Origin of the sequence: Nocardia sp. NPDC004860 (genome assembly GCF_040609015.1) — a bacterium.
Taxonomy (GTDB): domain Bacteria; phylum Actinomycetota; class Actinomycetes; order Mycobacteriales; family Mycobacteriaceae; genus Nocardia.
Genome location: NZ_JBEXJI010000017.1, coordinates 179435 through 193101 on the forward strand (window position 1 = coordinate 179435; position 13667 = coordinate 193101).

8 protein-coding genes and 5 pseudogenes are annotated in these 13667 nt (G+C 63.4%); 3 read left to right on the plus strand and 10 right to left on the minus strand.

Annotation, left to right across the window (positions count from 1 at the left end; all coding sequences use genetic code 11):
* Nucleotides 1–76: 76 nt before the first annotated feature.
* The 5 genes and pseudogenes from ABZV44_RS27815 to purU form a co-directional block, all read right to left on the minus strand.
* Nucleotides 77–871, minus strand: a complete 795-nt coding sequence (locus ABZV44_RS27815) for an enoyl-CoA hydratase-related protein (protein ID WP_354842207.1) — start codon at nt 869–871, stop codon at nt 77–79.
* A complete protein-coding gene (locus ABZV44_RS27820) occupies nt 868–3051 on the minus strand; it encodes an acetoacetate--CoA ligase (RefSeq protein WP_354842250.1) in 2184 nt (727 codons plus the stop codon). The genes ABZV44_RS27815 and ABZV44_RS27820 overlap by 4 nt, the downstream gene beginning before the upstream one ends.
* Nucleotides 3040–3636: pseudogene (locus tag ABZV44_RS27825) on the minus strand (aldolase/citrate lyase family protein); the annotation flags it as partial. The gene ABZV44_RS27820 and the pseudogene ABZV44_RS27825, both read right to left, overlap by 12 nt.
* Nucleotides 3637–3933: 297 nt before the next feature.
* Nucleotides 3934–4857 (minus strand): bifunctional methylenetetrahydrofolate dehydrogenase/methenyltetrahydrofolate cyclohydrolase FolD, encoded by a 924-nt coding sequence (folD, locus tag ABZV44_RS27830; protein WP_354842209.1) that lies wholly within the window; start codon nt 4855–4857, stop codon nt 3934–3936.
* The gene (gene purU / locus ABZV44_RS27835) at nt 4854–5810 is read right to left on the minus strand and encodes a formyltetrahydrofolate deformylase (RefSeq protein ID WP_354842212.1); all 957 of its coding nucleotides are present in this window, start codon (nt 5808–5810) and stop codon (nt 4854–4856) included. Before purU ends, folD begins: the two co-directional genes overlap by 4 nt.
* A gap of 286 nt (nt 5811–6096) precedes the next feature.
* Here purU and ABZV44_RS27840 point away from each other — a divergent pair.
* A pseudogene (locus tag ABZV44_RS27840) lies at nt 6097–7427 on the plus strand (aminodeoxychorismate synthase component I).
* Nucleotides 7428–7443: 16 nt separating this feature from the next.
* Here the strand turns inward: ABZV44_RS27840 and ABZV44_RS27845 are convergent.
* Nucleotides 7444–7766 (minus strand): annotated as a pseudogene (locus ABZV44_RS27845) (ATP-binding protein); the annotation flags it as partial.
* Nucleotides 7763–8847, minus strand: a pseudogene (locus tag ABZV44_RS27850) (IS21 family transposase); the annotation flags it as partial. The pseudogenes ABZV44_RS27845 and ABZV44_RS27850, both read right to left, overlap by 4 nt.
* A gap of 390 nt (nt 8848–9237) precedes the next feature.
* Between ABZV44_RS27850 and ABZV44_RS27855 the strand changes: the two are divergent.
* Together ABZV44_RS27855 and ABZV44_RS27860 are read left to right on the plus strand one after the other, a co-directional pair.
* On the plus strand, nt 9238–12543 hold the full coding sequence (locus tag ABZV44_RS27855; protein ID WP_354842215.1) for a protein kinase: 3306 nt from the start codon (nt 9238–9240) through the stop codon (nt 12541–12543).
* A 186-nt stretch (nt 12544–12729) separates the two neighbouring features.
* Nucleotides 12730–13005 (plus strand): NUDIX domain-containing protein, encoded by a 276-nt coding sequence (locus tag ABZV44_RS27860; RefSeq protein ID WP_354842218.1) that lies wholly within the window; start codon nt 12730–12732, stop codon nt 13003–13005.
* Here ABZV44_RS27860 and ABZV44_RS27865 read toward each other — a convergent pair.
* From ABZV44_RS27865 to ABZV44_RS27875, 3 genes and pseudogenes are all read right to left on the minus strand, one after another.
* The gene (locus tag ABZV44_RS27865) at nt 12936–13124 is read right to left on the minus strand and encodes an IS3 family transposase (RefSeq protein ID WP_354842221.1); all 189 of its coding nucleotides are present in this window, start codon (nt 13122–13124) and stop codon (nt 12936–12938) included. The genes ABZV44_RS27860 and ABZV44_RS27865 overlap by 70 nt on opposite strands.
* Before the next feature lie 67 nt (nt 13125–13191).
* Nucleotides 13192–13407: pseudogene (locus ABZV44_RS27870) on the minus strand (DDE-type integrase/transposase/recombinase); the annotation flags it as partial.
* A gap of 9 nt (nt 13408–13416) precedes the next feature.
* Nucleotides 13417–13667: IS3 family transposase (locus tag ABZV44_RS27875; protein ID WP_354842224.1), on the minus strand; the 251-nt coding region annotated here is incomplete at its 5' end.

The window sequence follows — 13667 nt, forward strand, 5'->3', positions numbered from 1 at the left end:
GAGAAGTCGTCTTCCTTGGGCAACGCGCAAAATTGCGGTTGACTGAACAGTCAGGGCCGAACCGGCTCAACAACGGTCAGGAGAATTTCGGTTCTCGCCTGTTAAGGAATGCGTCGATACCCTCGTACGCGGCGGGTTCGTTCACCATTCGGCTGATGGTTTCTGCCTCGCGTAGCAATCGTGCACTGAAGTCCACGCTGCTGGTATCTCGGAGTAGCTTTTTCGCTTCCGCGAGCGTCGCAGTCGATCCGGCCGCAAGCAGGTTGACCGTGGCCTCGACGTCGACAGCCAGATTTTCTGGGTCGGCCGTTCGGCTTATCAATCCCCAGCTGTGTGCTTCCGTGGCGGTAAACACTCGGTTCGTCAAGGTCAGGTCAAGTGCCCGCGCTAGGCCGAGATCGCGGGTGAGCAGCCAGGATGTCCCAAAGTCCGGGGTCAATCCGACGGCGGTGTAGGCCATTCGGAACTTTGCTGTGTCGACGGCGATGATGATGTCGCCAGCCGACATGATCCCGATGCCACCTCCTGCGGCGGTCCCCTGGACGACGGTGACGACCGGTACTGCTGCAGATGTGAGTAGTTCGATCGCACGATTCGACTTCGATGTCACCTGACGCATCAACTCGCCAGGAGCGTCGGTCGAGGCGAATGCCTGAAGGTCACCACCGACGCAGAACATCGGGCCGGCCGCATCAAGGATGACCACTCGGAGCCCTTTCCCAACGCGGTCGCAGACCGTTTCGGCGGCTTCGAGGAAATCCTCGGCCATTGCCAGGTCGAAGGCATTCCCACGGTCGGGACGATTGAGGGTGATACGGGCGATCGTTGCATCGGCTTCCAATTTAATGCAACCGTGCGCGAGATCGGTCATCGAGCTGCCTCCGTAACGGTCTTCGCGTGGCGCTGGATAGCGAGGTCGACATACCAGCGCAATGCCGTGGTGTCATCGATGGACTGAGGGTCGAGAATCGTGTCGGCGGAAGCGCCCTGGAACAGGCGTTTGATAGGGATTTCCAGCTTTTTTCCGGTCCGTGTGTGTGGGATGGCAGGTGCAGCGAGGATATCGTCGGGTACATGCCGCGGAGATGTTTCGCGGCGAATAACGTCGCGGATCCGATCGATCAGATCGTTGTCCAGTTGCACCTCGTCGGCGAGAACAACAAACAATGGCATCCAGTAGCTGCCGTCAGAGTATTCGACTCCAATGACGAGCGATTCGCGCACCTCGGGAAGCCCTTCCACTGCCTGGTAGATATCCGCACTGCCCATCCGAATCCCGTTACGGTTGAGGGTCGAGTCGGAACGACCATGCACAATGACACTGCGCCGTTCGGTGACGGTGATCCAGTCCCCGTGTCTCCACACGCCCGGATATGTGTCGAAATAGGCGTTGCGATAACGGATTCCGGACGGATCGTTCCAGAAGCGCACTGGCATCGATGGCATCGGTTTGGTCACCACCATCTCACCGACCTCTCCGACCACGCTTCTTCCCTGCTCGTCCCATGATTCCAAGGCAGCGCCGAGGGCAATGACCGAAATCTCGCCGGCTCGAACCGGTTCGGTGGGCACGCCTGTGGCGAACGCGCTGACGACGTCCGTTCCTCCGGTCATCGATACAACCTGCGTATTGGCGCTGACGTGTTCGGCGACCCACCGGTTAGAGGTCGGCGGAAGCACGGAACCGGTGACACCTAGCGCTTTCAACTTTGCGAGGTTGTACGTGCTGCCTGGTGACAGCTCATGCTTCTCGCAGGTTTGCAGGTAGCCCGGGCTGGTCCCGAGGAAGGTGACATGGTTGCGCTCGGCCAGATCCCACAATGTGCCCGTGACAGGGAAGGCCGGGCTGCCGTCGTAGCAGACGATCGTGGCGCCTACGAGGAGCCCAGCCACCTGGAAGTTCCACATCATCCAACTCGGGGACGTGTACCAGAAATACACGTCGCCAGGGGCTAGATCAAGGTGAAAAGACATGGACTTGAGGTGCTCGAGAACGACACCGCCATGTCCGTGAACTATGCCTTTCGGGCGGCCACTCGTACCAGACGAAAACAGCACCCACAGCGGGTGGTCGAACACCACCGGTGTGGGCCTCAACGGTACATGTCCGGCACTGGCCGCTGACCAGTCGAGGACGGGCTGCAGTTCGTCCATGGGAAGCCCCAATCGTGGGACGACGATGGTGATCTCAACCGTATCCATGTGGGATGCGATGTGCTCGATGGCGGCGCGACGGTCATGAGACTTGCCCCCGTAGCGATATCCATCAGCTGCTATGAGCACCTTGGGTTCGAGTTGGCCGAGTCGATCGACGGCAGCCGACGCGGAGTAGTCCTGCCCGCACGACGCCCAAATGGCCCCCAAAGTCGCTGTGGCCAAGAAAGCCACAACTGATTCGGCGATGTTGGGCAAGTAGCCGACGACGCGATCGCCTTCGCTCACTCCGGCTCGGCGGAGTGTATCGGCAACAGCGCCGACCTGGCGTTCCAGTTCGCCCCACGAGAATGTCCGTCGATCGGGGCCTCCGGGTTCGCTCTCCTCGATCAGTGCAATAGCCTCGGCCGAACGGTTCCGGAATATCTGATCGACATAGTTGAGCGTGCTCCCCGGAAACCACTGGGCTCCAGGCATCGCATACTCCCCGAGCACACAGTCATACGGCGAGTGGGCAGCGATGTCGAAGTAGGCCCACAGCGACCCCCAGAATTCGGCGATATCGGTCACCGACCATCGGTGGAGCTCCGCGTAGCTATCGAAAGCGAGACTGCGATTCGCGCTCAGCCAACCGCAGAAGACCTCAATGTTGGCAGGGCGCTCAGCGTTGGCCATAGCTGGAGACGCCGGGACGCAGGCAACCTCTGCGACGGTGCGGCCCACCACTACAGCCTCTCGTGCGGCAGCGCCGAGCAACGCCGCGTCGTCACTCAGCACAGTGAAGTCGTAGCCGAGATCAACGGTGCTACGTACCGCGTCTTCAGTCGCCACACCAGTGTTGCCGACCGGCACTCCCATCGCATGCGACCCGGCGATAGCCGCGCCGATGAACTCCATGATGGTCGGATCGTCCTCCTGCTTTCCTTCACTCACAGCCAGTGCCGCGGCATCGATGAAGACCGCGTCGACCCCATCCACAGCGGCGATTTCGCCGGCGGCGAGTGCAGCAGTCGCGCTATCGATCTGAACGACGCAGACGACCTGCTTCCGACCGAATTCGAGATACGCTTCCCGGTCGAATGCTCCCCACTGTCCTGCGCGGCTGATGTTTCCGAAGCTGCGAGTTCCTTGCGGCGGGAAACGCATTGCGCGAGCCGCCGCACGAGCCGCCGCCACCGACTCGATGTGGGTGAACACCAATCCTTCAGCGCCACAATCGAGTACGCGTTGGATCACGCCGAGATCGCCAGCAGGAATCCGAACAACAGGTGCGAGACCAGAGCTCTTGGCGATGCCGATCATTGCAAACGCAGTGTGCATGTCGAGAGGGGCGTGCTCGAGATCGATCACCACGAAGTCGAATCCAGCCTCAGCGACCAGTTCGACGCTCTCCAGCGCCGCAAGTCTGATCCAGGTCCCCAACGAGAGGGGGCCGCCTCGTGTCAGTAGTTCACGGAACCGGCATTCATGCATTCTGATCATCGGGCAGGGCAGTCCTTGAAGTTACGGACCCGTCCGGCGGCAGAAGAGTCCTGGCGAGGTAGGCAGAAGATTGTTGGCAGGGACCTACGCCCGGTTGATAGACCGCCCCGAGCGGGCCCGCAGCCGTTTGTCGGCACCCAGCCGCACCCGCGAAGAGATTGGGAATCATCGCCGCGCACAACGTTCTCGTTGGTGGTATACCCAACTTTCGGGCTCGCCGCGGCAAATGGCAACCGCGGCCTCCGCCATAGTCGCTTCTTATACATCGGCCGCGTCCCCACAACTCACTCGATCGGATCAGATCGGGGCGGATATCGATGCCGAGGTTGCCGCTTCGTCGGCACCGCTCCGCGAGACCACATAACGGTCGTACGCTCTCTTCGAGCGCGCGGGCAGCTTGGCTGCGGTGAGGGTGTTTCGTAGCAGTGTCGCGATGGTCATCGGACCGACCCCACCGGGAACCGGGGTGATGTACCCCGCGATTTCGACCACCGCGTCGAAGTCGACGTCGCCGCAAAGTCCGTTGTCCGTTCGGTGTATTCCGACGTCGATAACAGCGGCACCCGGTTTGACGTGATCAGCGCCGATCAGTTTCGGGACACCTGCTGCGGCAACCACGATATCGGCGTCGCGGGTGTAGCTGGCGAGATCCCTTGTGTGCCTGTGGCAGATGGTCACGGTGGCATCTCGTGCGAGCAGCATCTGTGCTTGAGGACGTCCAACCAGATCCGAACGTCCGACTACGACCGCATGCGCACCTTCGAGATGGATCTTGGCCGAGTCGAGTAGCTGGATCACCCCGGAAGGGGTGCACGGCCGCAACCCTGGACGCCCCAAAGCCAGTCGGCCCGCGCTGGCCTCGGTAAGTCCGTCGACATCCTTATCTGGATCGATCCGTTCGATGAGCGCCTGACCATCAAGATGCCGCGGCAATGGGAGCTGCAGCAGGATTCCGTCCACATCTGGATCGGAGTTGAGGTCATCAATGACGTCCTCGACCTGACGCTGGGACGCATCGGCAGGCAGAAGTCGATGGCGATCGCGCATACCCGACTCGACGCAGAGCCGCCGCTTGCTTGACACGTAAATTGCCGACGCTGGATCGTCCCCGACCAAAATGGTCGCCAAACCAGGGCTGCGGTCCATCGTGGCCACTTCGTTTGCGATATGTCGCCGTAGCGTCTGGGCGAGCGATTTTCCGTCGATAAGCCGGGCTGTCATCGGGCGAACACCACCGTCGTGTTTTCCTGGCGAAGCACCCGGTCTTCACAGTGCCAGAGCACCGCGCGATGTAATACGGAGCGTTCGACGTCAGCGCCACGACGCTCGAGGGTTGCCACATCATCGCGATGGCTGACCCGCACGACGTCCTGTTCGATGATCGGGCCTTCATCCAGATCTTCGGTCACATAGTGCGCAGTCGCACCGACCAGTTTGACGCCACGAGTCTTCGCGCGATCGTACGGACCCGCACCCGCAAAGGCAGGCAGGAAAGAATGATGGATATTGATCACCGGACAACCGATCTTGTCGAGGAAGTCACCAGACAGGATTTGCATGTACCGTGCAAGGACCACCAGATCGAAGTTATCGCGCAGCAGCTCGAGTTGCTTCGCTTCGGCCTCCGCTTTGTTATCACGGGTAACCGGGATATGCACGAAAGGCACACCGAACGAACGAACCTCAGCGGCCAGGTCGGGGTGATTCGAAATAACGAGGCCGATTTGGGCGGGAAGCTCCCCGCGTCGCGCACGCCACAATAGATCCACAAGACAGTGATCGTACTTCGAAACCATCACCGCGACACGCCTCGACTTGGCAGTGGTAGTCAATGACCAATTTACAACTCCGAGTTTCTCGACCAGCGATGACTCGAAGAGCCCGGCCATTGCGTTGATCTCCGCCTGCAGGTCGCGTTTGCGGAATACCATCCTCAGAAAGAAATCACCGCCACTCGGATCGCTGGTCGATTGATCCGACTCGATGATGTTCGCATCATGGTCCGCCAGAAAACGGGAAATTGCGGCAACAATCCCCGGCCGGTCCGCACAGTGGACAACGAGGCGACCGATATCAGTCAGTCGCCCTGCTTCAGACGCGCCGCTTGCCTCGGTGGCGCGCTGCGGAGTCGAATCCGACTCACGAGTCTTAGGCGGTGGCAATACGACGGTCATTGAGCCCTCCTGAGCAGTGCGTCGAAGGCCGAGATTCTGCGCCGTTCATGAATCACAGAAGGGTCGACCCGAGATATCACAAAACTCTAGAGCCACCTGCTCACATCGTTCACCCGGTGAATCCCATGGGATTAGAGCTCCGCCCGGGTGGGAATTCGGCACCCATGCTCGATCTTATGCCGAAACGGTGATTATGGTGCATGTCAGAATGTTGGAGGCAGCAAATGCACATGATCCCGACCGAACAGCCGTACTCGTTCCCACTTGCAGCGGATGAAGCTCTGCGGTGAGACTCCAACGGCTAGGTCAGGGCGGCCAGCCCGCAGAGGTACTGCGAGCCCTCGGTTTCCGCGCCCAAGTGCGCGGCATCCCCGGCCCGGCAGCGCTTACAGGTCGATGGTTCGACAGCGCGGCGGTCATCGCACCCACGATCCGTGCGGAAGCCGTACCTGCTTGGACAGCGTTTCCGTCGGGCGCCGTACCTGGGTCGCCGGCCGTGCACGAGGGCAGGGGCCTGTGGTCGGCGGAGGTTGGATTGGCTACGTCGCATACCCTGACGGGCACGGTCGGCTCCCGGCGACCGCTGGCGGATGGACCGACTCGATCTTGCGTCTGGATACCGCCGGATGCTGGTGGTATGAGAGCCTCACCGACTGCAGGTGCCCGGACGATGTCGCTGCTGCTGCACTGACACCATCCGTCCGAGCCGGCACCTGGTCCATGCACTGGACCGCACCAGACCGTGACACGCACCGGCACAACGTCAAAGCATGTAAGGAAGCGATACGCGCTGGTGAGGTTTATCAAAGCTGCATCTGCACACAGTTCACTGGCCGATACTCGGGCTCACCGTTGGACTTCTACGCTGACGGTATCGAAAGAACGAATCCTGTGCATGCGGCGTACATCGCCGGGCAGTGGGGGGCCGTTTCCTCGTTCTCCCCCGAGCTGTACCTCGCCAAGAAGGGAAACATCGTCATCTCGAGCCCTATCAAAGGAACACTGCCCCGTGGCGCGGATCCGGCCGTGTTGCGTGCATCCGCTAAAGACGTCGCGGAGAACGTGATGATCGTCGACCTTGTCCGCAACGATCTCGGGCGGATTGCCACCATCGGATCGGTATCGGTATCCGAACTCCTTCAAGTACGGCCCGCGCCGGGGCTGTGGCACCTGGTGTCGACGGTCCGCGCCATCGTACCGCCGGAAACGACGTTCGCAGACCTGCACGAGGCCACCTTTCCTCCCGCGTCGGTGACAGGCTGCCCCAAACTTCGTGCGCACGAACTGATCTCCACATGGGAATCGAGTGCGCGTGGCGTGTACTGCGGTGCGATGGGAATGAGCAGCCCCTTGGCCGGTCTCGAACTGAATGTGGCGATACGCACTGTCGAGTTCGCCCCAAGCGGGACTGCAGTCCTCGGTGTCGGAGGCGGAATCACAATCGACTCCGATCCTGACACCGAATGGCAGGAATGCCTTAATAAGGCGCAAAGCATCATCGAACTTGTCCCAAGGGCGAGCGGGTATCAAAGCCTCAGGCCACCTTACCAGCCATTCTCGACCCCACCTTCGCCGTCGACAATCACCGCGCCAAGCGCAGCGCCTTATCGGGTGTAGACGGTTCTATTCTTGCCCCAACCTGGGCGATCACGTCCTGCTTCAACCCCCGGACGTGACCGAAGTCGAACTCTTCCAACGATTTCCGGTAGGGAAAACACGCGGAGCGGATGCGGCCGTCACCCTCGTGGCATTCGCGGGCGGAGACGTCCCGCTGCAGGCAGGCGATCAGGAACTCCTCGTAGGTCCAGTTCTCGGTGCGGGCGCGTTCGGGCACCCGCTGCGCGGCGCCCGCCGCGAAGGCGCTTTCAACGCCCGAATGAAGAAGGTCAGCTCGGCAGTGAAATCCCTTGTCGCGGTCGATGGTTTCGCGGTGGTTCTGCCCCTTGGAGGCGTCAGGCCACCCCGCCTTCGATGTCGATGCCCAGTGCGGTGTCGTAATCGGTCAGGCAGCGTTGCTCGACACCGGGTTCGGGTGCCGGACACGGGACACTGATCCTGCGGCGCCGCAACACTTTCGCCGCCTCGACATGGGTCGGGTCGGAGATCGTTTGATGCCAGGCCCAGATCCGTTCGTGATCGGCGACGATCTGGCCGGCGGAGAACACCCGGACCGGGTCGGCGAGGAGGATCTCGATCCGGCGCCCGATCACCCAGGGATGCACCGAGCAATCGTTGGAGTCCAGACGAATGTAGTGATCGCGCGGCACCCGCGCCGATTTCCGCCACCCGGTCTCCAACGTGACCGGCGGCAACGCCAGCATCGCTTGGCGGTCCGCGGTGATCCGATCGGTCGGCGCGCAACCCAGCGCCCTCCGCGTCCGAGCGTTCACCGACGCCAGCGAATCATCGAGCTGGGGTTGAAATCGGCTGAGCTGGGGAATGATCGCCCCGGCGGGAACGAGCGTTCGAGATAGTCGTGGGCCCGCTCGATCATTCCTTTGGCTTCCGGATCGGCGGGCTTGCAGACCAGCACTCGCGTGCCCAGTGTTCCCGGGACTGGTCGGCACTCGGCAGTCAGTTCGCTGCGCCAGCGGCCGATCGCGCCTTCACCGTCCCACGCCAAAACCCCCTGGCACCGAACCCAACCGGTAAATATGAGCCCACCAGCCGGCGAACAGATCCTCGGTATGCCGTGACGGGATCGGCATCGCGATCAGCCACCGCGAATACCCCAGCACCAGCAACTGTTTCAGGACACGGACCTGCCCGAACCTCACCCGTAACTCGATCGGCGGGAACCAGAAATCGCACTGCGCGATCTCCCCGGCGACATACGCGTTCCGCGACGCCGGATCGGGTGGCAGATACGCCGACCGCAACAGCGCGACCGGCTCGACAACACCTGCACGGAACGGGTCCAGCCGATCCGCTCGGCGATCACCGTCGACGGCATCATCGGATACACCTTCAGCAACTCGCCGATCTGCGGCTCGACCGAGTCCACGACCGACCCCTTCGGCGGACGCTGATACTTCGGCGGTCCGTCCGAGGCTGCACGATGTTTGATCGTGGTGGATGCGTTGTCGCACGGGCTGGTGGCGGACGAGCTGTGGGAACTGGCGGCCCGCCACCGTTGCAGCCAGCTGGTCAACCGTGCCCCCGAAACCGGGCATCGACTCGATGCTCGCGCCGTCGGAATGCTAGCGGAACAGCTCGATAATCTGCCTGTTAAGGGCAGCGACCCGCGAATCGAGGGCCAAACGGCGGTCGCCAGCTCCGTGATGTTCCCGCTGGGCGGGGTCGTCGTCTCGGGCACAGTGGCCGCGCCGTTCTGGGATACGCCCGGTCGCCCTCGACACCAATAGACCCGGCAACCACGCTGGACGGCGCGATATCCTGGGGCGTACGTCACAGAGCAGGACCGCGCATGGGCGACATCGACCCGTTGAAAACTCAACGCGACGTGATCTCCGAGATCACAGCGCAGCTGGTGGCAGCCGGATTCGCCGACGCCGAAGAGATCGGGCGTGGCGGGTTCGGTGTGGTGTACCGGTGCAGCCAGGTCACCTTGGACCGGATGGTGGCAGTCAAGGTGCTCACCGCAGACCTCGACGAGAGCAACCGAGAGCGGTTCGTCCGCGAGCAGCAGGCCATGGGCCGGCTGACAGGGCACCCGAACATCGTGGGAGTGCTGGAGGTCGGCACCACGACGTCCGGTCTGCCGTACCTGGTCATGCCCTACTACCCGGAGGGCTCCCTCGACACCAGGATCCGCCGTCACGGTCCGCTGTCATCGGAGGAAACGCTCCGGCTGGGGGTGAAGCTGGCCGGGGCCCTCGCCACCGCGCACCGGCTCGGCATCCTGCACCGCGACGTCAAACCGAGCAACATCCTGATCACCGACTACGGTGAGCCGACACTGACCGACTTCGGCATCGCACGCATCCCCGATGGGTTCCACACCGCCACCGGCACGGTCACCGGTTCACCGGCGTTCACCGCGCCGGAGGTGCTGGCCGGCGAGGCACCCACCCCCGCAGGGGACGTCTACGGACTCGGCGCCACATTGTTCGCCGCGCTGACCGGGCACGCGGTGTTCGAGCGACGGAGCGGCGAACAGGTCGTCGCCCAGTTCCTGCGAATCACCACACAACCGACTCCGGATCTGCGCGAGCACGGCATCGACGAAGACCTCTCGGTGGTGATCGAACAGGCCATGGCCCGCACTCCCGAGCAGCGGCCCTCCGCGGCGACCTTGGGCGAGCAACTGCAGCAGTTGCAGGCTGGGCGTGGGCTGCCGGTCGACGAGATGGCGATGCGGGCCGAAGGGGGTGCCGAGCCGCAAGAAAGCACCCCAGTTCCCTTGCTTCCGCTGACCGCCGGCCGCTCGCCGGTGCGAGAACCCCAGCCGCTCGGTTCGCCGGTCAGCGGAAAGTCGCTTCTTCCCCTCGAACTGACGAGCTTCATCGGCCGCCGCACCGAATTGACCGAGGCCAAGAGCCGGCTAGAGAGCTCCCGGCTGGTCACCTTGACCGGGATCGGTGGGGTCGGCAAGACCCGACTGGCGTCACGGGTAGCGGCCGGTGCGAAACGGGACTTCCCTGACGGGGTGTGGCTGGTCGAGCTCGGTGAGCTGCACGACGGCGCCCTACTGCCCGGGGTGATCGCCGCTGCTATAGGGCTGCGCCCACAGGGTCCGCCGGTGGTCGACGTGCTGATCAACTATCTGGCGCCGCGGCAGCTGCTACTGGTGCTCGACAATTGCGAACAGATCGTAGATGCGGCAGCAAAGGTCGCCGGGAAGTTGCTGCGGGCATGCCCGACACTGCGGATCCTCACCACCAGCCGAGAACCTCTCGGCATTGGTGGGGAATCCGTGCTACAAGTGCAGCCGCTGACCGTCCCCGACCCCGATCAGCAACCGTCGCTGCGGTCTGCGCCCCGCTACGACGCGGTCACCCTGTTCGCCGAACGGGCTAGCGCCGCAGTCCCAGGCTTCGCGCTCACCGAGGGCAACCTCGCCACCGTGACCGAGATCTGCCGCCACCTCGACGGGCTGCCGTTGGCGATCGAGCTGGCGGCGGCCCGGCTGCGGGCACTGTCACCCGAACAGATTCTGGAGCGGCTCACCGACCGTTACGCCCTGCTGACCCGTGGCAGCCGCAGCGCGCCCAGCCGACAGCAGACCCTGCGGTGGTGCATCGACTGGAGTTACTCGCTGTGCACCCAGGCCGAACAACAGGTGTGGGCCCAGTTGTCGGTGTTCGCCGGCAGCTTCGAACTCGACGCCGCCAAGCAGGTATGCGGCAACGATCTCACAGCCGAGGACCTGCTCGATGTGCTCACCGCCCTGGTCGACAAGTCCATCCTGATCCGGGAGGAGCCGGATTCGGTGGTGCGGTTCCGGCTGCTCGAGACGGTGCGCGACTACGGCCGCGACAAACTCGATGAAGCGGGTCAGTACACGGACCTGCGCCGCCGGCATCTGGACTGGTACCGACAGCTCGCCCTGGACGCCGACGCCGACTGGATCAGCCCCCGCCAACTCGACTGGATCGCCCGCCTCGACCGCGAACAACCCAACCTGCGCCAGGCACTGGACTTCTGCCTGACCGACACCGAAGCGGAATCCGACGCCGCGTTGTCGATAGCGGCAGCGCTGCAACCGTTCTGGTTCTCCCGAGGCCAAGCCAGTGAGGCACGGCACTGGCTCGACCCCGCCCTCGCCACGCGTCCCGCGACCGCCACCGCAGCACGCGCCAAGGCGGTGTGGCGCACCACGCTGGTTGCCGAATCACAAGGCGACCACACCGCAGCGTCCGCACTGGTCAGGCAGGCGCAGACGCTCGCTACAACGACCGACCAGCCGATCGTGCACGCGTACGCAGGTCTCACCCGAGCCCTCCACGCGCTCTGCAGCGGCGACCCGGCCCGCACACTCATCCCCCCGGAAGCCGCGCTTGAGTCGTTTGCTGCGCAGGGCGATGTGTATGGGCAGGTCTGGGCGCTTTTGGCGCTCGGATGGGCGCATGCGCTCCAGGAGGACAGCGCAGCGGCGATCTCCTACCACGAGAAGGCCCTCGCGATCATCGAATCCCACGGCGATTCCGTACATCGGTCATATGCCTTGTGGGCCACAGCGGTTGCCGCGTGGCGGCAGGGTGATGGCGACCGGGCCCTGCGGCTGCTGCGGCAGGGGCTTCAGCTGATCAGGCAGCAGAAAGACCCGTACATGGCGCCGATAGCCCTGGAAACACTCGCATGGATTGAGGGAACCCAGGACAGCGCGCGCCGCACCGCCGTGTTGCTGGGCGCCTCGCATGCACTGTCCCATTCGACGGGCACCGCTACGGTGCTGTTCCCCAATCTGGCGGTCCACCACAAGGACAGTGAGCGAGCCGCCCGTCACTCGCTTGGCCGGCGAGCATTCGAGACTGCCTACCACGAAGGCGCCACGCTGGATCTCGACGCCGCGATCGGCTACGCCCTGAGCCAAGAAACCCGGACCACTGCTCGCGGTCCGGATCACCGAACGGAGCTGACCACACGGGAGCGGGAGGTGGCCGACCTCGTCGCCGAAGGTCTAACCAACCGGGCCATCGCCGCCCACCTGAGCATCTCCCAGCGCACCGTCCAGGGACACGTCGAACACATCCTCACCAAACTCGGATTCACCTCACGCGCCCAGATCGCCGCCTGGGTCGGCGAACGGAGCCGAACCGCAACCAATTGAAGGGTGCTTGGATTTCGTGGGTTGCGCGGTGTCAAGGGCCAGCTGTAGGCGTGGGGTAGCTGACTATGTATGCAATCAGATGCTCGACCAGGGCAAGAAGTAGGCGGAGTTGGCCGTGCATCGCCGCGCGACGGAGCTGTTGAAGGGGGCGGTGGGCCATAAGCCAACTGCGCCGCGATCATGGCGATGGCTGGGTACGAAGACGGCGCGTGGCACTTGCCTTCTGGGCATCTCGAAGCCGACGAATCGGTCGTCGCGGCGCTCATTCGTGAGGCCGACGAGCAGATCGGCGTTCGTATCGCTGCGGAGAACTTCAAGGTTCGGACACCTCATGTCTTCGGCGCCCCTCCGCCCATGTCCGGTGGCAATCCCCTCGAAGTGTGGAGGCTCCTTTATGCGGCCTGGTCTCGTGACAGGGCCGCTACGGAGGCCGCTCGGACGGCGGCCATGTGGGTTTCGTAGTTGATTGGTGACATTCCGCTGCACAGGCTGTGGCGGCGGGTCGGGTTGTAGAAGCCGGTGATCCAGGTGACGATCCGCAACGAGGCCTCGGCGCGGGTACGAAAACGGTGCCGGTGCACGAACTCGACGATTCAGGGTGGAGTTGAACGATTCGGCCGGGGAATTGACCAGGGCCGAGGCGACCCGGCCCATCGACTGCACCACCCCGAGGTGCCGGCACAAGGCGTTCGTGGCCGCGGCGGTGTATTCGCTGCCGCGGTCAGAGTGGAAGATCACCCCGTTGATCGTGTCGAACCCGCCTCGCGTGGTTGCCGCCATTTTCAGTGCGGCACACGCCAGCTCGGCGTCATGGTGGGCACTGGTGGCGTAGCCGAGCAGCCGCCCGGAGAACCGGTCTTCCACCGCCGCCAACTACAGTTTCCCCTCGTCGGTGACGATCTCGGTGACATCGCCGACCCACAGGACGTGTTGGGCGACGGCGGTGAACTGGCGGTGCACCAGATCCGGCGCGGCATGACGTTTACCTTGCCGGGTAGTCGAGCGTTTACGTCTGACTTTCCTTGCTACCCAACCATTTTCAGCCATCAGCGCGGCGATGGTGTTGTCGGAGACCCGCCAGCCCTTCTCCCGCAGCTCCAGCCCGATACGAGGGCCGCCGTAGG